This window comes from Zobellia russellii, assembly GCF_018728565.1.
GTDB lineage: Bacteria > Bacteroidota > Bacteroidia > Flavobacteriales > Flavobacteriaceae > Zobellia > Zobellia russellii.
The window spans coordinates 727,283-746,337 of record NZ_JACSOI010000001.1; the positions used below are offsets into that span (position 1 = coordinate 727,283).

A 19,055-nucleotide genomic window follows, 5' to 3' on the forward strand; every position below is an offset into this window, starting at 1 on the left:
CGTGAAAATAGTATCGTATAACGTAAATGGCATACGTGCCGCATTGAATAAAGGTTTTATAGAGTGGTTGCAAACGGTTGGCCCGGATGTGATCTGTCTTCAGGAGATAAAAGCGATGGAGGAGCAACTAGACCTCTCTCTTTTTGAAGAGGCCGGTTATAAGTACAATTATTGGTTTAGTGCTCAGAAAAAAGGATATAGCGGAACCGCTATTTTGTCTAAAAAACAACCGGATGCCATCCAAAAGGGAACAGGTATAGATTACATGGATTTTGAAGGGAGGAATATCAGGGCAGATTTTGGAGATATTTCTATAATGAGCATGTACTTGCCATCGGGCACGAATTTAGCTCGGTTGGACCATAAATTAATGTATATGGCAGATTTTCAGAAATATGCCGATGAACTTAGGAAAACACATCCTAATCTTATCGTCTTGGGCGATTATAACATTTGTCATGAGGCCATAGATATTCATGACCCTGTTCGTAACAAAAATGTATCAGGATTTTTACCGGTTGAGCGGGAGTGGATAGGCAATTTTATGGAAAGTGGATTTATAGACAGTTTTAGGCATTTTAATAAAGAACCGGACAACTATACCTGGTGGAGTTATAGGGCCAATGCCAGAAATAATAATAAAGGATGGCGTTTGGATTATGCCATGGTGGCAGAACCTTTAAGAGATCAGTTAAAGAGGTCTGTTATTCTTTCTGAAGCAAAACATAGTGACCATTGTCCTATTTTGGTTGAGGTAGACAAGCCTTAGTGTGGTAAATGAGATTGATCGGCACGTAATAAATGAGCATTTGGGCGATTTTTAGATAACATTCGATAAGGGGTTTTTCCTAACCCTTCAAAATGCTTAAATTTGGGGCTTTTGAAAATAGTACCCCAAAATACCCCAAAGAATACATGAAAAATACTACCCTACCTTACACTGATATTGAAGTCAGTAAAATTTGCCTTGGTACAATGACCTGGGGCAAACAGAACACAGAAGCGGAAGGCCATGAACAGATGGATTATGCTCTAGAAAACGGTGTTAACTTCTTTGATACAGCTGAGTTGTATCCCGTTCCTGCACACCCGGACCGCCATTCTGCAACGGAAAAAATAATTGGAACATGGTTCAAGAAAAATAGTAATCGTGATAAAGTTGTACTAGCTACAAAAATAGCCGGGAAAGCAGATTTTACAAAGTTTATCCGTACCACTGGTTTTTCGCCAGAAGCAATCCGTAGTGCCGTTGAAGGCAGTTTAGGTCGTCTTCAAACAGACTATATAGACCTTTATCAGTTGCATTGGCCAGAGAGAAATACCAATTACTTCGGGAAGAGAGGATATAAACATGATATATCTGACCATTGGAAAGATAATATCCACCAAGTATTAGAAACCTTGCGCGATCTAATTCGTGAAGGAAAGATTAGACACGTAGGCATATCCAATGAGACACCTTGGGGAACTATGCGTTTTTTAACGGAAAGTAAAGTACATGCTAGTTTGCCCCGTGCAATCACTATTCAGAATCCGTATAGTCTCCTGAACCGCCAATTTGAGGTTGGTCTTTCTGAAATTTCGTTACGTGAGAAAATAGGGCTGTTGGCATATTCTCCAATGGGTTTTGGAACGTTATCCGGAAAATATTTAGGTGGTATGAAGCCTGCAACGGGCAGAATTACTTTGTTCCCTAACTATAACAGATATAGTAGTGACCCAGCAATTAAGGCTACGGAGAAGTATCATGACCTAGCTCAAAAGCACGGACTTTCTATGGCGCAAATGGCATTGGCTTTTGTTAACACAAGACCATTTGTAACAAGTACCATTATTGGAGCAACTTCAATGAAACAATTACAGGAAAATATTGAGAGTATAGACCTGAAGTTAAGTGATGAGGTGCTTGAGGGTATTGAAGCAATACACAATTCAATTCCTAATCCGGCACCATAAATGGGTTGTATGTTTTTTCTAAAGGTAGGTCTTGGACAGTTGATCGTAATTGTGGCAGTAATCCTCATAATTTTGGTTACTGCCCGTATCCTTCGTGATAAGCGATAGGGCGCTGCTTTTTGTTTTAAATATATTCATTATCCAAAAAGCGCACTGACCATATCTTCTATTTTTGAAACTAGGTGTACTTCTATTTTTGTGTTTTTTAAGGTGATTTTATTGTTCTTGGAAACATAGATAGAGGTAAAACCAAGTTTCTCCGCTTCGGAAATACGCTGGTCTACACGCTGTACAGGCCTAATTTCCCCGGCAAGTCCTACTTCTGCGGCAAAACAAACCCCTTTTTCAATAGGGATGTCCTCATTGCTGGATAAGATGGCGGCAATAACAGCTAGGTCAATAGCTGGGTCGTCTACGGAAATTCCTCCGGTAATGTTCAGGAAAACATCTTTTGCCCCAAGTTTAAAGCCTGCTCTTTTTTCTAAAACAGCTAAAAGCATATTAAGGCGTTTGGCATTGTAGCCTGTGGTAGAGCGTTGTGGAGTTCCGTATACTGCGGTGCTAACGAGGGCTTGTATTTCTATCATTAATGGCCGCATACCTTCTACAGTAGATGCAATGGCCGTTCCGCTTAGTCCTTCATCATTTTTGGAAATCAATATTTCCGATGGGTTGTTCACTTGTCTGAGTCCGCCACCTAGCATTTCATAAATACCCAATTCCGCTGTTGAGCCAAAACGGTTTTTCAAGGCTCTAAGGATGCGGTAAACGTAATTTCTATCGCCTTCAAACTGCAGAACGGTGTCTACCATGTGCTCCAGAATCTTTGGACCGGCAATAGAACCATCTTTGGTAATATGACCGATTAGGATAACGGGAGTATTGGTTTCTTTGGCAAATTTAATGAGTTCGGCGGTGCATTCGCGTACTTGGGATATGCTTCCAGCAGCCGATTCAATATAATCGGAATGTAGGGTTTGAATAGAATCGATAACGACTATGTCCGGTTCTGTAGCCTCTATCTGCTTAAAAATATTTTGAGTCTTGGTTTCGGTAAGGATAAAACACGTTTCGCTATTGGGGTGAATTCTATCCGCCCGCATTTTAATTTGTTTTTGGCTTTCCTCCCCCGAAACGTAGAGTGTTTTATAGGGAAGTTTCAGTGCAATTTGTAAAAGCAATGTACTTTTACCTACGCCCGGTTCACCTCCTAATAAAACTAATGCGCCAGGTACCAGGCCGCCTCCCAATACACGGTTGAATTCCAAGTCAAAAGTGTTTAGCCGAAGCTCCTTATCCGTACTAATTTCATTGACCCGTAATGGTTTTGCTATTTTTAAAACAGTTACGCTACTTGTCTTCCAACTTGACTTTTCTTCTTTCTGAATGACTTCTTCAACTACGGTGTTCCATTCTTTGCAGGCGGAACATTGTCCTACCCATTTGGCGTATTGGGTACCGCAATTCTGGCAGAAAAAAGCTGTTTTTGTTTTGGCCATCCTTAAATTTTAAGTAGACCTTAAAGGTAAAACTTTGTTTGGTATTTTATGAATTGTAGCTTAAGGATTAATATCCAAAATCAGCTTTCAAAGCATCAATTTTTTCTAAAGCCATCTCTTTGGTAAGAAAATCTATTTCATCCATAGCAAAAGCTTTTTCAAAAGTTTTAAAAGCTTTTTTGGGTTCGCCCAATTGCTCATAGTATTCGCCTTCAAAATAAAAGCCCATCATCGTATCCGGAAACTCTTTTTTACAAAGTTCGGCAAGGGGTTTTAAAGATTCTGTGTCTTCCTTTTTACGGCATGCGGCGTATATAGCCATGATGTCATTAAGGTCTACGGTTTTTTTGAACCCGAACAAATCCTCTATACTTTGGTATTTGGTTTCTAAATATTGAAAAGCAGGTTCTTCGGATGTCAATATCTGTGTTTTGTACTCTTTAGGGCTAATGGGTTTAAACATGCCAAAAATGTTGTCAAAGGCCTTTCCTAGCCCGTAAGTAGCTATTGAAATATGGTCGGCACCGTCATATTGTAAAAAATTGTAATGAAGAGATTCTTTATCAATTGCCTTAATAGCTTTGTCCATCTGTAGAACCCGTGGTGTATTCTTGTTTTTTTCGGACTCCATTATTAACTGATAGAAAATCTGCTTATCAAACGCGGCCAGACGTGTAGGTACCCTTGTTTCCATTTCTGGGGCCAAATCCGGAGATATATTTATGTATGCGTTAAAAAGTGAATTTTCTTTAAAGAGCCAATAGTTGGTAAAGTTGGCCGTAATATCATAACCTACAATCATTTTAAACGGGGCGGTGCTGTAATTGAGGTCTAGGTAGGGTATGATTTCCATCCCTAAAAACTCAAAGAATTTTTTTGCTTTTTCGGAGGGAAGACCTGAATCTGGCTCAAAAGCGCAATCGTCAAAACGGATGCTCTTTTTACTCTGCTCTATACCCACTACAATGCTAGCGGGCATACCATGAAACTTATGATAAAATTTGGCGTTGGCCACTACTTGGTCAAACAGGTATTCGCCGTCAAGAACAACGATTAAGGGGTACTTTTTTTCTTCATCATAGTCTTCTGGAAAATAGTATTTTACATCGCGCCGCTCTTGCAGTTTAAACGATTCAAAAATTTCCTGTGTGACTTGTGCGTTCAGACTAACGCATAGCAGGCATGCAAAAAAAGTGAGTTTGCGTAACATGGTTCAGTTTTTGGGTACAACAAAACCTTATCGGTTTCTGTTGAATAACGGTAATACCAGAAAAGATATTGCCCCAAAAACAACGATCATGAGAGTTTGTGCAATCCACATAATCCACCCAAAGGCATCACCGGAAACTGCGCTAATGCCAAAAATGGCCAAAGCACTGCTTACTGCAATAGGATAGAGGCCTATGCCGCCATTGGTAGCAGTCATTGCAAAAGACCCTGCTACAAAGGCAACCATAAGTTCACTAAGAGATAGGTGAATGGTTTCCGGCACGGTAAATTTTATGACCCAAAGCATAGCAATATAACAACCCCAAATAAAGAGGGTGTGTATCACAAAAGCCCATTTTCTTTTCATTTTAAAGATGCTAAAAACGCCCTCCATGAGCCCTTTTACGAATCCTTTGATTTTCACGGCCAGTGTATGCGTAGATTTTTTAATGAAGAAAAAGAAAAATATGAGTCCAATGACACCTGCACCCATTAAAAGCAATAAGCTTTTTAAGTTAAAACCCCTGTCCTGCAAAAAGCCCAAGATACTATCGGTCTGTAAAATTAATGTAAGACCAATAAGGAAAAGAAGCATGATTACATCAATAACCCGCTCCGTTACAATAGTGCCAAATCCTTTTTCAAAAGGAACGTCTTCATAGGTTGTTAAGGCGGTAGCCCTAAGAATTTCACCTGTTCTGGGAATACCCAGATTGGCAAAATAGGCCATTAAAATAATAAACACATTATTTATAATCTTAGGCTTGTATCCTAACGGTTCTAACAAATAGTTCCAGCGTACAGCCCGTGAAATATGGCCAAGAATGCCAAGTATAATGGATATGCTTACCCAAAAAAGGTCGGCTTCTTTTACGTAAAATAAAATTTGTGTCCTGTCTTCCGGTGAGGTCTTGTAGTAAGAGTACCAAACTAAAAAAACTCCCAAGGCTATTGGGAGTACAGTTTTTAGTATCTTTTTAAGTTTTTCGTTCAAGTTTACTTCAACAAATTTGTGCCCTCATCAGGAAAAACCAATGCGGGGTTAAACTTCTTAGCTTCTTCAATATCCATTCTGCCGTAGGTAATAAGGATTAAAATATCACCTACTGCAACTTTTCTTGCCGCGGCACCGTTTAGTGTAATTTCTCCACTATTTCTTGGTCCTGGAATGGCATAGGTTTCTAACCTTTCGCCGTTATTATTGTTTACAATTTGTACTTTTTCGCCTCTAATGATATTGGCTGCATCCATTAAATCTTCATCAATAGTAATGCTGCCAATATAATTTAAATCGGCGCCAGTGACTTTTACACGGTGAATCTTGGATTTTACAACTTCTATTTGCATCTGACAAAGGTAATTAATTATAAGGCAATATTATCTATTAGTCTAACGCGCTCGGCATAAACGGCAATAAACGCCCTATATTTTAGGTTTTCTTTTTTTGTTGTGATCGGGCCTAAAGTTTCCGTATCTGTTATTTCAAAATATTCTAACTCTAAATCTAACTGTTCGTTAAATTGTCCTTTAACCCAATCCTTTACATAATCTGCACTTTTCGTGCCAAATTTTTCTTTGGCAGTTAATAACGTTCTGTAGATGAATGCAGCTTTTTGTCGTAATTGGGGCGATAACCTTTCATTCCTGGAGCTCATGGCAAGACCGTGGGCTTCCCTAACAATTGGGCAACCTATAACCTCAACCGGAATTTCTTTTTGTTTTACAAGTTTTCTTATGATTTGTAGCTGTTGAAAGTCTTTTTCGCCAAAGTAAGCCTTGTCCGGTTTTACAAGTAAAAGTAGCGCTTCAACAATAGTACCTACTCCATTAAAATGATCATCTCTAAATGCACCTTCCATTACGGTGTCCAAACCTTCAAAATTATATTTTTTGGCTTCTATTTGGTTGTCGTAGACTTCACTTGCAGAAGGTGAAAAGACTAAAATATCTTCCGAAATTTTCGATAAGAGGTCTAAATCGGCGTCAAAAGTATGGGGATATTTGGCCAAATCTTCTTTATTGTCAAACTGAGTGGGATTGACAAATATGCTTACCACGACGATGTTATTTTCGTTAACCGCTTTTTGAACTAGAGAGGCATGCCCCGTATGGAGTGCGCCCATAGTGGGTACGAGTCCTAAAGTGTTTGTTTTAGGCCGGTTTAAAATGTGGTCTAAGAGTTCTTTTTTAGTTTTGAATACCAGCATAGGTTTGGTTTAAAAGCGAGCAAACTTACTATAATTACGGCTAATCTGTAGAATTTTTGTAATTTTGCAGCCACGTTGCACCAAATACACACAAAAAACATTGCATATATGAATGGTAAAAAGATATTGTTCGTATCCTCGGAGTTAGTGCCCTATCTTCCGCAGAACGAAGTTTCCCTAATGTCTTATGAAACTCCTAGGATGGTTAACAGCAATGGTGGCCAAATTCGGATTTTTATGCCCAGGTATGGCAATATCAACGAGCGTAGACATCAGCTTCATGAAGTTATACGTTTGTCCGGTATGAATTTAGTTATTAACGACATGGATATGCCGCTAATCATTAAGGTGGCTTCTATACCTCGTGAGCGAATTCAGGTGTATTTCATAGACAATGATGAGTACTTTAAGCGTAAGGCTACTTTTGCGGATGCTGATGGGAATTTATTTCCGGACAATGACCAGAGAGCCATATTTTTTGCTAAAGGTGTTGTTGAGACCGTTAAGAAATTGAACTGGTCTCCAGATATTATACATGTTCATGGTTGGATGGCGTCTTTATTGCCATTGTACCTGAAGAAATACTATGCGGACGAACCCTTGTTCGATACCAGTAAAATCGTAACCTCTGTTTACGGTAAGTCTTTTGAAGGCGAACTGGATTCTGAAATGATAAAGAAGGTGGCTTTTGATGGTATTTCAGAAGATAGTATTGAAGCACTTAAAACTCCTACCTATAATAATTTGTTAAAGATAGCCGTAGATCATTCTGATGCGGTTATTTTAGCAGCGGAAGAAATTCCGGAAGATTTACAAAGTCACATATCCAACCTTGAAAAACCTGTGTTGCCGTATGTTTCCTTACAAGAATTTGAGGAAGCGTATGCCAATTTTTATAACACTGAAGTTTTAAAATAGCCCGAATGATTTTTTTGAACAGATTAAAGCTCCCTGCTCTTGCAGTAATAGTATTGGTTACCATCTTTACGTCTTGTGAAGAAGACTTGACAACCATTGGTTCTGGCGTAGTTGGTGGAGAGCCGTTCAAAAATAATAAGGCCGTCTTTGATGTCTTTGCCTATAATAAAAAGGTGAAGGCCGTATCTACGAATAGATTGCCAATTTATCAATTGGGCATTTATGATGATCCACTTTATGGTAAAACCGAAGCACAGGTAACCACTCAGGTCTTGTTGCCTAGTGGTGCGCCTACTTTTGGCACGTATAGTCAGGAGCAGGAAGATACAGAAAACACTAGTGTGCCGGCACAGATTCAAGAAAATGAAACTGTAGAGTCTGTTTATTTGTACATCCCATTTTTAACAAATCCATCAGGTGATGCCGATTTGGATGGCGTTATAGATGAACTGGATAAGGATCCGTTAGACCCCAATAGTGATACTGATGGCGGAGGACTTTTGGATAATCAGGAGAAAACAAAAGGGTCTAACCCTCTTGATAGTACGGATGATACGGATGACGCAAATTTTGTAAGGGATCAGTTCGCCAAGACTTTTGATTTGGATAGTATTTATGTTGATGGTCGTTTATATCGTGAAGGAGACAATCCATCCTTTAATTTAAAAGTACAGCGGTCCACTTATTTTTTACGTGATCTTGATCCTTCAGCCAATTTTCAAGAGGCCCAAGAATACTATTCAAGTCAGGAATTTGCGCCCACTTTTGTTGATGAGGTATTGTATGATAGCGAGGCAAGTTCTGAAGAAATTGTAATTAGCAGAGATCAGATACCTGTGCCTAAAAGAGATGATGTTTCTACTGAAGATGTTGATGAGTCTACCCAATTCAACTATTTGGCACCTGGAATTCGAGTAGCTTTGGACAAAGACTTTTTTCAGGAGAATATTTTGGATAAGGAGGGTTCTACAGAACTTGAAAGTCAAGCAAATTTTAAAGAGTTTTTGCGCGGATTGCATTTTTCTCTCTCATCGGGAGGTAATGATGTCATGTTTTTGTTCGATATAAAATCGGCAAACATCACCATTACATATAATTATGATACTGCAGATTCTGCCGGTGCAGTTACAGAGCAAGCAGGACAAAAGGATGTAGTGTTGAGTTTTGTAAGGGATTCGTTTAGTTCGCAAGGTCAATTTTTGGGTACAGATGGTAATGCCGTAAATACATTTATTAATGAAGCCTATCCTTCCGAGATAACGGATAACTTGGATACAGGTGAAAATGCAGCAAAAATCTATTTAAAAGGAGGGGCAGGTGCTTTTGCTGAAGTTAAATTGTTTGATGAAGCAAATAGTAGAGAAGCACTTAACGAGATAAAATCCAATAATTGGATTATCAACAATGCCAATCTTGTATTTTATGTTGCCAATGATAATTTAGGTGCTGAGCCACAACGCCTTTATCTATACAATTCGGAAACGAATACCATATTACCGCTATCAACAAGTGATGCGGATGGTAGGTCTAACGAGTATGGAGGAATAATAGAAACTGATAGCGATGGTAAAGGTGTTAAATACAGTGTTAACATAACAACGTATATCAATAGCCTTATCGTTAATAATGAAGATAATGTAAATTTGGGTCTTACCACTACGCCCAATTTATTTCTTAATACTGTGGGAAATGCTATGTTGGAGAATGGAGAAGAACAACAATTGCCCATAGCCAATACAGTTTCACCTTTAGGTACTGTCCTTTATGGTAGTGCTGATGGGGCGGAAGATGATAAGAAACTCAAGCTTGAAATTTTCTATACCGAAACCAACTAAGTTTATACAAAACAACTACTCTAATTTTTAGTAATGTAAGTTTTATACTAGCAGATGTTCAGATTGGCCTTACTTATACCAATTAACGATATTTTTCGTTTTATAAGTGTGTTTTAAGGGCATTTGGCTAGCTTCTAGTACATTTGTGATGAATATTTATTTTCCCCAACTTAAATTAACATATACAGTATGTGTGGAATAGTAGGTTATATAGGGTATAGAGATGCCTATCCGATTGTCGTAAAAGGTTTACAACGTCTTGAATATAGAGGGTACGATAGTGCCGGTGTTGCAATTTACGATGGCGAAAAAATAAGTTTAGCAAAGACCAAGGGTAAAGTTGAAGATTTAAAGAAGAAGGCAGAAGGTTCTATTTCTTTAGAAGGGAAACTGGGTATTGGTCATACACGTTGGGCAACCCACGGTGTACCGAATGATGTAAACTCTCATCCGCATTGTTCAAATTCAGGTGATTTGGTAATTATCCACAACGGAATTATCGAAAACTATGAGTCCATAAAAAAAGAGCTTATTAAAAGAGGCTACACTTTTGAATCCGATACGGATACCGAGGTTTTGGTAAATCTTATTGAGGAGGTCCAAAAGACCGAAGGTGTAAAGTTAGGTCAAGCAGTGCAGATTGCTTTAAATGAAGTTGTGGGTGCTTATGCTATAGCCGTATTCGACAAAAAGAAACCGGATGAGATAGTGGTTGCCAAATTAGGTAGCCCGTTGGCAATTGGTATTGGCGATAACGAGTTTTTTATTGCGTCGGATGCTTCCCCTTTTATAGAATTTACCAATAATGCAGTGTATCTTCAAGATGAAGAGATGGCCATAGTTCGTTTAGGTAAGGAAATTAAACTTCGTAAGATAAAGAATGATGCGGTAGCATATCCTAATATCCTCGAGCTCAAAATGAATATTGAGGAAATTGAAAAAGGAGGGTATGATCATTTTATGCTCAAAGAGATATATGAGCAGCCAAGAGCTATCTTAGACACTTATAGAGGTAGGTTACGTGCTGCCCAAGGCCTCATAAAGATGGCTGGGATTGATGAGAATATTGAAAAGTTCATGAACGCCAACCGCATTATCATTGTAGCATGTGGTACATCATGGCATGCTGGGTTGGTAGCGGAATATATATTTGAAGATTTAGCGAGAATACCTGTAGAAGTAGAATATGCTTCGGAGTTTAGATATAGGAATCCGGTAATTACAGATAAAGATGTATTAATTGCTATTTCTCAATCGGGAGAAACGGCAGATACCTTGGCGGCAATAAAACTGGCTAAGGAAAAAGGAGCTTATGTATTTGGAGTTTGTAACGTGGTTGGTTCTTCTATAGCAAGAGAAACGGATTCTGGTGCGTATACGCATGCCGGTCCTGAAATTGGAGTGGCGTCAACTAAGGCATTTACTACTCAAATAACCGTTCTTACGTTAATTGCATTAAAGTTGGCCAAAGAAAAGGGAATTTTCTCCCAATCTAGGTTCCATGAATTTTTGACGGAGCTAGAAACTATTCCCGCAAAAGTGGAGAAGGTTTTAGAAAGCAACGCTTTAATAGAAATCATATCGGAAGTATATAAAGATTCTACCAATTGTCTGTATTTGGGTAGAGGGTACAATTTTCCGGTGGCTTTGGAAGGCGCTTTAAAGCTTAAGGAGATCAGTTATATTCATGCAGAAGGATATCCTGCTGCGGAAATGAAACACGGTCCAATTGCATTAATAGATGAGCAAATGCCAGTCTTTGTTATTGCAACCAAAAAAGGGCATTATGAAAAGGTAGTAAGTAATATTCAAGAAATAAAGTCGAGAAAAGGTAAGATTATCGCTATTGTAACAGAGGGCGATACCCAAGTTAAGGAGTTGGCCGATCATGTGGTTGAGGTTCCTGAGACTTTAGAAAGTCTTACGCCATTGCTAACAACTATACCATTACAGCTTTTATCCTATCATATAGCGGTAATGCGCGGTTGTAATGTAGATCAGCCTAGAAATTTGGCAAAATCCGTTACGGTGGAATAGTATTTTAAGATAAGTATAAGTTTTTAACAGGTCCCGACATATGTCGGGACCTGTTTTGTTTTGGTGAATTTGTAATTTTTAGGGGTCTTTTTTAGGAAAAATATACTATGCATGCATAATTTTTTTCATTTTATGATTATTGGTCAAAAAAAAAATGTAACTTCGGGTTACTAACGTTTTTAACTTAAACTTAACATGAGAGCAATACTATTTTTGGCCTTGCTGTTGGCGTCTAGCTTTGGATTTTCGCAAACAACGGTAAACGGGAAAGTGGTAGATCAGAACAGTCAGCCCGTACCAGGGGCCAATATCGTTATCGAAGGAAAAGCGATTGGTACCACAACGGATTTTGACGGTAATTTCAATTTGCAAACTTCTGAAGTACCCCCTTTTCAGTTAAGAATTACCAGTATCGGATATTCCGATACTGCGGAGGAAGTCACCTCTAACAATCAAACCTTGACCATTGTAATAAATGAGTCCCAAACATTTTTAGATGAAGTGGTTATATCTGCTTCAAGAACACCCGAGCGTATTTTTGAGTCACCGGTTACGGTAGAGCGAATAGGTGTTTCGGAAATAAAGAACGGTACTGCCGCAGATTTTTATGGTGGTCTTGAAAATTTAAAAGGGGTTGACGTAAACACAAATAGTTTAACCTTCAAATCAATCAATACTAGAGGGTTTGCATCTTTTGCAAATACCCGTTTTATGCAGTTGGTTGATGGTATGGATAACTCAACACCTGCATTGAACTTTCCAATTGGTAACTTGGTAGGTTTAGTTGAACCAGATGTTTTAAGTGTTGAATTGTTGCCGGGTGCATCATCTGCACTGTATGGAGCAAACGCTTTTAACGGAATCTTGTTCATGCGTAGTAAGAACCCTTTTGATTACGAGGGTATAAGTGTGTCTATTAAACGAGGTATAACATCCCAAAAAGCTGCAGGTGACAATTCGTACACGGATTTTGGCATTAGAGCTGCATATAAGTTTAGTGAAAAATTTGCAGGTAAAGTCAATTTCGGATATCTAAAGGGAACTGATTGGGCAGCTAATAATATAGATGACAAAAATACTCCCGGGGGAACTAGGGATAATTTGAATTATGACGGTGTTAATGTTTATGGGGATGAGGTTTCTACGAACATTAAGGATGTAGCCCTTACTTTGGAAGGTTTAGGTGTATTGCCTGCAGGAGCTAACGCTCTGGTTCCTTCTGAAATCGTAAGTAGAACAGGTTATGATGAAAGTGACCTTACCCAATATAACGCTGAAAGTATAAAGGCGGATTGGGGCTTGTATTACAGGCCAATTGAAGGTAAAAGTTTGGAGATTTCCTACGTAGGTAAGGTGGGTACAGGTACAACAATTTACCAGGGTACCAATAGATACAATATTGACGGATTCTTTCAAGAGCAGCATAAGCTTGAGGTTAGAAACGATAACTTTTTTGTAAGGGGTTATGTGGTTGGTGATAAAGCAGGTGATTCTTATGATATGGTATTTACCGGAATCAATATTAACCAAACTTGGAAAGATAATAATACTTGGTTTGGAGAGTATACGGGAGCTTATGTTCAGGCAACATTGGCCGGAGCCACAGACGAACAGGCTCACGCTGCCGGTAGGGCACAAGCAGAATCCGGAAGGTATCTTCCTGGTACGCCCGAATTTGAGGCTGCTTTTAATAAAGTGATTAAAGACCCGGACCTAAGCAAGGGATCTCAATTTTACGATCAATCTAAGTATTATCATGCAGATGGTAATTATAACTTTAGTCATTTGATTGATTGGGCTGAAATTCAAGTTGGTGGTTCATTTAGGGAGTATAGTCTAAATTCCTTAGGTACCATATATACGGATTCGGAAGAAGATGGTCCAATTGACTATTCTGAATTTGGAATTTATTCTCAGATCCAAAAGACCTTGCCTTTGGCGGGAGAGAAAAGCTTGAAGTTAACGGGGTCTATTCGTTATGATAAGTCTGAGTTTTTTGATGGTTTCTTTTCGCCAAGACTATCTGCGGGTTATACGTTAAACAGAGACCATAATATTAGGGCTTCTGCTCAAACCGGATTTAGAAACCCTACTACACAAGATCTTTTCATTGGTTTGGATGCCGGTAGGGCCATTTTAATTGGTTCTGCACCGGATAACTTGGGGCAATATTCAAGAGATTTTGATGTAAGTGCTACTGGCCAATTTCAGTTTCAACAACCATCAACGGTAACCCAAACCGGTGCTGTGGCTTATAATAATTCCTATTCTGCTGCATCTGTGGCCGCTTTAGGGGCAACAGGAGATCCTTCCGTGCTGGAAATTGCAAATCCGGATTTAGTTAAACCGGAAAGAGTAACATCTTTTGAAATTGGTTATAGGGGTAAGGTAGATAAACTTGTGATAGATTTTAGTACCTACTACAATACATACAAAGACTTTATTTCACAAGAAGTTGTAATTTCTCCTTACTATGGGGTAGTTGGTGATGGTGGCCTTTCTGTAGGTGCGATAGCTAACGGAGATTATCAAGCGTATAGCACGTATACTAATACTGATGCTGACGTTAGTTCTTATGGTGCGTCTTTAGGCCTTAATATGAAAGTATTTGGCGACTATAATTTAGGAGGTAGTTACACGTATACAAAATTGGATTTTGATCGTGATGCTAATCCAGATGTAATGTTGAATTTCAACACTCCTGAACACAAGTTCAAGGCATCTTTTGGAAATGAACAGTTATTTAAAAACTTTGGATTTAACGTATCGTACAGGTTTAGTGATGATTATTTCTGGGAAGCTACTTTTGGTAACGGCGTTATTCCAGAATTTCATGTAGTTGACGCACAAATCAATTATGAAGTTCCAAGTATCAAATCTTCATTTAAATTGGGAGGCACAAACTTGACTGGTAAGGAATATTACACGGCATTCGGTACCGGTTATATTGGTTCTATGTACTACTTATCTTGGACAATTAACAATTAATTTTTAATCTCAAGTTGAAATGAAAAACTTAAAATATATATACTTTTCTTTAGGTATCTTGGCCTTTACGGCCTGTAATGACCCTGAAGATGTTGATCTTGAGCCAGAAGTAATGGCGGAGGCACTTGCCGAATTGAATGCGGGCTCTGCAGATTTTTCAACCTATGTTTCTTTGGGGAATTCGTTAACCGCAGGTTTTACGGATAATGCACTTTTTCAAGCGGGACAAGCCAACTCTTTTCCGAATCTGCTGTCAACTAAGTTTGCGCTGGCAGGAGGTGGTTCTTTTTCTCAACCACTAATGAATGATAATATTGGGGGGCTATTGGCCGGCGGTTCACAAATAGAAGGCTTTAATCCTAGATTGGTTTTCGGAGGGGCAGGCCCTGTTGATTTGTCCGATGTAGTTGGTGAGGTGGCCCCAACAACGGATATTGTTTTGAACAATCCATCAGGCCCGTTCAATAATATGGGTGTTCCAGGAGCAAAGAGTTTTCATCTATTGGCGCCAGGTTATGGAAATATAGCCAATTTATCGGCTCAATTGGCCAATCCTTATTTTGTTAGAATGACGGGTGCTACACCAGATGCTAGGGTTTTAGAACTGGCCATGGCCCAATCACCTACATTTTTTACATTGTGGATTGGAAATAATGATGTACTTGGATATGCGCTTTCAGGAGGTGATGGAACAAATCCTATTACGGATCAACCTACTTTTGACCTCGCGATTAATACGCTCGTAACTACCTTAACTTCGGGTGGTGCAAAAGGGGTTGTGGCAAATATTCCATATGTAACTTCAATTCCGCATTTTACAACTGTTCCTCATGATCCTATTGATCCTGAAGAAAATGATTTTGCTGCTCAGGTGCCAACTCTTAATACGGTTTACGGTGCATTGAATCAAGTGTATACGGCTTTGGGAGAGACCGAGAGAGTTGTTGTTTTTTCGGATACGTTAGACAATGCGGTCGTTATTAAGGATGAGGCACTTGTAGACATATCGGCCCAGATTACAGGTGCTTTTAATGCAAACCCTGCATTTCCGGTATTTGTTACGCAGCTGGGGCTGCCTCAGGAAGCGGCTCCGTTGGTAGCTAGTCTGTTGGGAACAACCTACGGGCAGACCAGACCTGCAACGGAAAATGATTTATTGGTGCTACCTAGTAGTAAGGTTATCGGAACCGTTAATGAAGAATCTTTTGCCGCACTTTCTGCAGCAAATCTTCCTGCAGCGGTAGCCGGTCAGTTTTCTGTAGAGGGTATAACATTACCTTTAGCCGATAAATGGGTCTTAACACCAGAAGAACAAGATGAAATTAAGATTGCTACGGATCAGTTTAATGCTACAATTACATCTGCCGCTTCTGCTGCTGGCTTGGCGTTTGTAGATGCCAACCAATTGTTGCAGGATTTGGCCCAGGGCGGTGTTACGGACGGTGATTTTACTTTAACCGCCAATTTAGTAACAGGAGGAGGTTTTTCTCTTGATGGAGTGCATTTGACAGCTAGGGGGTATGCACTTATTGCAAATGAATTTATGAAAGCAATAGATGCTACATATCAATCTAATTTTGAGGCATCCGGGTCTTTGTTCAACATCGGGAATTTCCCAACGAACTATTCGCCGGCATTGCAATAGGTATAGATTTTCTTACGTTTTACAAGGCACCATTTAACGGTGCCTTTTTTTATGGTGAAAAAAGAATAAAAAGTAGTTTTCAATTCAAGTTGAAAAACATACCTTTGCAGCCTGAAAAACATAGCTGTATTAAGGTGTTTTTCAATACAGTAAGTAATTTGAATTCATAAACTAATAAAGTAATGTCAAAAGTTACAGGTAAAGTTTCCCAGATTATTGGGCCAGTAGTCGATGTGGAATTCCAATCAGGAGATGCCCTTCCAAAAATTTACGATTCTCTTGAAATCGCTGGTAAAGATGGTTCTAAACTTGTTTTAGAAGTACAGTCTCACGTTGGTGAAAATACTGTGAGAACAATTTCTATGGATTCTACTGATGGTCTAAGTAGAGGAACAGATGTGCTTTCGACAGGTAGCGCAATACAAATGCCGGTTGGTGATGATGTGTATGGTCGCCTTTTTAATGTAATTGGTGATGCTATTGATGGTTTGGGCGATTTGCCTAAAGCAGGTAAAGATGGTTTACCTATTCACAGAGACGCTCCTAAATTTGAAGACCTTTCTACTTCTACCGAAGTTCTTTTTACCGGTATTAAGGTAATTGACCTTATTGAGCCTTATGCAAAGGGTGGTAAAATTGGATTGTTCGGTGGTGCAGGTGTTGGTAAAACCGTATTGATTCAGGAGTTAATTAACAATATCGCTAAAGGCCATGGTGGTCTTTCTGTATTTGCAGGTGTTGGTGAGCGTACTCGTGAAGGAAACGATTTACTTCGTGAGATGTTGGAATCTGGTATTATCAAGTACGGTGATGATTTCATGCATTCTATGGAAGAAGGCGGATGGGATCTTGCAAAGGTTGATAAAGCCGCTATGAAAGATTCAAAAGCAACTTTCGTTTTTGGTCAGATGAACGAACCACCAGGAGCACGTGCTCGTGTGGCATTGTCAGGATTGACAATTGCTGAGTACTTCCGAGACGGTGCTGGAGAAGGTCAAGGTAAAGATGTACTTTTCTTTGTAGATAATATATTCCGTTTTACGCAAGCGGGTTCTGAGGTATCGGCTCTTCTAGGTCGTATGCCTTCTGCGGTAGGTTACCAACCAACTTTGGCAACAGAGATGGGTGCTATGCAAGAGCGTATTACATCAACTAAAAGAGGTTCTATTACATCTGTACAGGCGGTATACGTTCCTGCGGATGATTTAACGGATCCGGCTCCTGCAACAACCTTTGCTCACTTGGATGCAACAACAGTACTTTCCCGTAAAATTGCGGAGTTAGGTATTTACCCTGCGGTGGATCCATTGGATTCTACTTCTCGTATCCTAACTGCCGAGATTTTAGGTAACGATCATTATAACTGTGCACAACGTGTAAAAGAGTTGTTACAACGTTACAAAGAGTTACAGGATATTATTGCTATTCTTGGTATGGAAGAACTTTCCGAAGAAGATAAGTTGGCAGTAGGTCGTGCAAGACGTGTACAACGTTTCCTTTCACAGCCTTTCCACGTAGCAGAGCAGTTTACTGGTCTTAAAGGGGTGTTGGTTGATATTAAAGAGACCATAAAAGGATTTAACATGATTATGGACGGAGAGTTAGATCACCTTCCTGAATCTGCCTTTAACCTTAAAGGAACCATTGAAGAGGCAATAGAAGCAGGTGAGAAAATGTTGGCCGAAGCTTAATTAGGAGCAGTACATAGTAATTAGTACTGTGTGTACAGAACTAATTGCTAAATACTAACTACTCAATACTAAAAAGGATGTATTTAGAAATTGTATCACCAGAAGCCACTTTATTTTCAGGCGAAGTAACATCGGTAACTGTACCGGGAGTTAATGGCGAGTTTCAAATTTTGAACGGTCACGCGGCTATAGTTTCTTTGCTTCAAGAAGGTAATGTTCGTGTGGACGGAAACATAACTATAGAAGAGGCACATGCTTCAAAGTTTTCAAAAGACGCTAGCGGAAAGGTTATACTTCCCATTTCTAGTGGAACTGTTGAAATGAGTGATAATCGGGTAATTGTATTGGCCGATTAGAGATTTGCACTGTGCAATAAATATTAAAAAGCCATACTTAACCGTATGGCTTTTTCGTTTTTATAAAGATGGCTAAGAGCAACGTAATTATTTCAGGGGGTAACCGTCCATTTTGGCAACTGGTACTGGCATCTTTGTTTTTCACCGCTGCTATTTATTTTTTCTATCGTTTTTTGGTCACTATTGATTTATACGGTGAATCCAGAGAGGTTAGAGGTGCTGTAAATGCTTTGGAGGCAGCCGTAATTACATTTATGGGAGGACTAGGGTCATCCGTAACAAGGGATTATTATTTTGACTTTGACAATTATCGCTACAAGTCCGTTTATAGGGTGGGCCCTTTTAAGAAGGGGAAATGGAAGGACTTTCAAAACTTGGAGTACATTTCTGTTTTTAAAAATTCAAAAGCTCAGTTCGAGGTTAATTTATGGTACAACAGAAATAAACATTTTAATATCTCGCTTTTAGAAAGTAAAAAAGATGCTATAGAACAAGGAAAAGTACTGGCCCAAAAATTACAGATAAGTTTACTGGATGCTACCCAAGCCAATAACCAAAAATGGATAGAAATTGATTGATTTTCTTGAGGATATATATTTTAAATAAGGCATAGAATAGAAATTCAAGGATTCACCCTTGGGCTTCTTATACAAATACGCTGGTCTTGACTTTTTTCGGTCAGGAAGACGTTGATAGTAAAACTGTCATAGTTCA

Annotated in this window: 15 protein-coding genes; 10 read left to right on the forward strand and 5 right to left on the reverse strand. The window is 39.1% G+C overall.

The annotated features are described in order from the left end of the window. Window position 1 precedes the first annotated feature (1 nt). Window positions 2-769 (forward strand): exodeoxyribonuclease III, encoded by a 768-nt coding sequence (locus H9565_RS03100; RefSeq protein ID WP_215437367.1) that lies wholly within the window; start codon window positions 2-4, stop codon window positions 767-769. Window positions 770-915: 146 nt separating this feature from the next. After that, entirely contained in the window at window positions 916-1,956 is a 1,041-nt protein-coding gene (locus tag H9565_RS03105; RefSeq protein WP_215437369.1) for an NADP(H)-dependent aldo-keto reductase, read from the forward strand. 137 nt (window positions 1,957-2,093) lie between these two features. Here H9565_RS03105 and radA read toward each other — a convergent pair whose 3' ends face one another. The 5 genes from radA to panC all read right to left on the reverse strand — a co-directional run bounded on the left by radA (window position 2,094) and on the right by panC (window position 6,871). After that, a complete protein-coding gene (gene radA / locus H9565_RS03110; protein WP_215437371.1) occupies window positions 2,094-3,455 on the reverse strand; it encodes a DNA repair protein RadA in 1,362 nt (453 codons plus the stop codon). A 67-nt stretch (window positions 3,456-3,522) separates the two neighbouring features. Further along, a complete protein-coding gene (locus H9565_RS03115) occupies window positions 3,523-4,665 on the reverse strand; it encodes an alpha/beta hydrolase (protein ID WP_215437373.1) in 1,143 nt (380 codons plus the stop codon). Window positions 4,666-4,692: 27 nt separating this feature from the next. Continuing rightward, window positions 4,693-5,658, reverse strand: coding sequence for a lysylphosphatidylglycerol synthase transmembrane domain-containing protein (locus H9565_RS03120; protein ID WP_215437375.1), 966 nt, complete (start codon window positions 5,656-5,658; stop codon window positions 4,693-4,695). Window positions 5,659-5,660: 2 nt separating this feature from the next. After that, window positions 5,661-6,011 (reverse strand): aspartate 1-decarboxylase, encoded by a 351-nt coding sequence (panD, locus tag H9565_RS03125; protein WP_215437378.1) that lies wholly within the window; start codon window positions 6,009-6,011, stop codon window positions 5,661-5,663. Between the two features lie 17 nt (window positions 6,012-6,028). Then, window positions 6,029-6,871 (reverse strand): pantoate--beta-alanine ligase, encoded by an 843-nt coding sequence (gene panC, locus H9565_RS03130; RefSeq protein WP_215437380.1) that lies wholly within the window; start codon window positions 6,869-6,871, stop codon window positions 6,029-6,031. Window positions 6,872-6,979: 108 nt separating this feature from the next. Between panC and H9565_RS03135 the strand changes: the two genes are divergently transcribed. From H9565_RS03135 to H9565_RS03170, 8 genes are all read left to right on the forward strand, one after another. Then, window positions 6,980-7,789: a glycogen/starch synthase gene (locus H9565_RS03135; protein WP_215437382.1), complete on the forward strand. Its 810-nt coding sequence runs from the start codon at window positions 6,980-6,982 to the stop codon at window positions 7,787-7,789. Between the two features lie 5 nt (window positions 7,790-7,794). After that, window positions 7,795-9,624 (forward strand): DUF4270 domain-containing protein, encoded by a 1,830-nt coding sequence (locus tag H9565_RS03140; RefSeq protein WP_215437383.1) that lies wholly within the window; start codon window positions 7,795-7,797, stop codon window positions 9,622-9,624. A gap of 189 nt (window positions 9,625-9,813) precedes the next feature. Beyond that, entirely contained in the window at window positions 9,814-11,661 is a 1,848-nt protein-coding gene (glmS, locus tag H9565_RS03145; protein WP_215437385.1) for a glutamine--fructose-6-phosphate transaminase (isomerizing), read from the forward strand. Window positions 11,662-11,856: 195 nt separating this feature from the next. After that, entirely contained in the window at window positions 11,857-14,649 is a 2,793-nt protein-coding gene (locus H9565_RS03150; protein ID WP_215437388.1) for a TonB-dependent receptor, read from the forward strand. 19 nt (window positions 14,650-14,668) lie between these two features. Then, entirely contained in the window at window positions 14,669-16,294 is a 1,626-nt protein-coding gene (locus tag H9565_RS03155) for a G-D-S-L family lipolytic protein (protein WP_215437390.1), read from the forward strand. A 182-nt stretch (window positions 16,295-16,476) separates the two neighbouring features. Continuing rightward, window positions 16,477-17,985 carry a F0F1 ATP synthase subunit beta gene (atpD, locus tag H9565_RS03160; protein ID WP_215437392.1) on the forward strand — a complete coding sequence of 503 codons (1,509 nt, stop codon included), beginning with the start codon at window positions 16,477-16,479 and terminating at the stop codon, window positions 17,983-17,985. A gap of 77 nt (window positions 17,986-18,062) precedes the next feature. Then, window positions 18,063-18,341 (forward strand): F0F1 ATP synthase subunit epsilon, encoded by a 279-nt coding sequence (locus H9565_RS03165; protein ID WP_038236125.1) that lies wholly within the window; start codon window positions 18,063-18,065, stop codon window positions 18,339-18,341. Between the two features lie 68 nt (window positions 18,342-18,409). Beyond that, window positions 18,410-18,919 carry a hypothetical protein gene (locus H9565_RS03170; protein WP_215437395.1) on the forward strand — a complete coding sequence of 170 codons (510 nt, stop codon included), beginning with the start codon at window positions 18,410-18,412 and terminating at the stop codon, window positions 18,917-18,919. The last annotated feature ends 136 nt before the right edge of the window (window positions 18,920-19,055 follow it).

Bases quoted from the DNA above. Each gene is read 5' to 3' on its own strand.
- panD (WP_215437378.1), bottom strand. From the start codon at position 6,011: ATGCAAATAGAAGTTGTAAAATCCAAGATTCACCGTGTAAAAGTCACT.
- atpD (WP_215437392.1), top strand. From the start codon at position 16,477: ATGTCAAAAGTTACAGGTAAAGTTTCCCAGATTATTGGGCCAGTAGTC.
- H9565_RS03105 (WP_215437369.1), top strand. From the start codon at position 916: ATGAAAAATACTACCCTACCTTACACTGATATTGAAGTCAGTAAAATT.
- H9565_RS03155 (WP_215437390.1), top strand. From the start codon at position 14,669: ATGAAAAACTTAAAATATATATACTTTTCTTTAGGTATCTTGGCCTTT.
- H9565_RS03135 (WP_215437382.1), top strand. From the start codon at position 6,980: ATGAATGGTAAAAAGATATTGTTCGTATCCTCGGAGTTAGTGCCCTAT.
- H9565_RS03170 (WP_215437395.1), top strand. From the start codon at position 18,410: ATGGCTAAGAGCAACGTAATTATTTCAGGGGGTAACCGTCCATTTTGG.
- H9565_RS03165 (WP_038236125.1), top strand. From the start codon at position 18,063: ATGTATTTAGAAATTGTATCACCAGAAGCCACTTTATTTTCAGGCGAA.
- glmS (WP_215437385.1), top strand. From the start codon at position 9,814: ATGTGTGGAATAGTAGGTTATATAGGGTATAGAGATGCCTATCCGATT.
- H9565_RS03115 (WP_215437373.1), bottom strand. From the start codon at position 4,665: ATGTTACGCAAACTCACTTTTTTTGCATGCCTGCTATGCGTTAGTCTG.
- radA (WP_215437371.1), bottom strand. From the start codon at position 3,455: ATGGCCAAAACAAAAACAGCTTTTTTCTGCCAGAATTGCGGTACCCAA.
- H9565_RS03150 (WP_215437388.1), top strand. From the start codon at position 11,857: ATGAGAGCAATACTATTTTTGGCCTTGCTGTTGGCGTCTAGCTTTGGA.
- H9565_RS03140 (WP_215437383.1), top strand. From the start codon at position 7,795: ATGATTTTTTTGAACAGATTAAAGCTCCCTGCTCTTGCAGTAATAGTA.
- panC (WP_215437380.1), bottom strand. From the start codon at position 6,871: ATGCTGGTATTCAAAACTAAAAAAGAACTCTTAGACCACATTTTAAAC.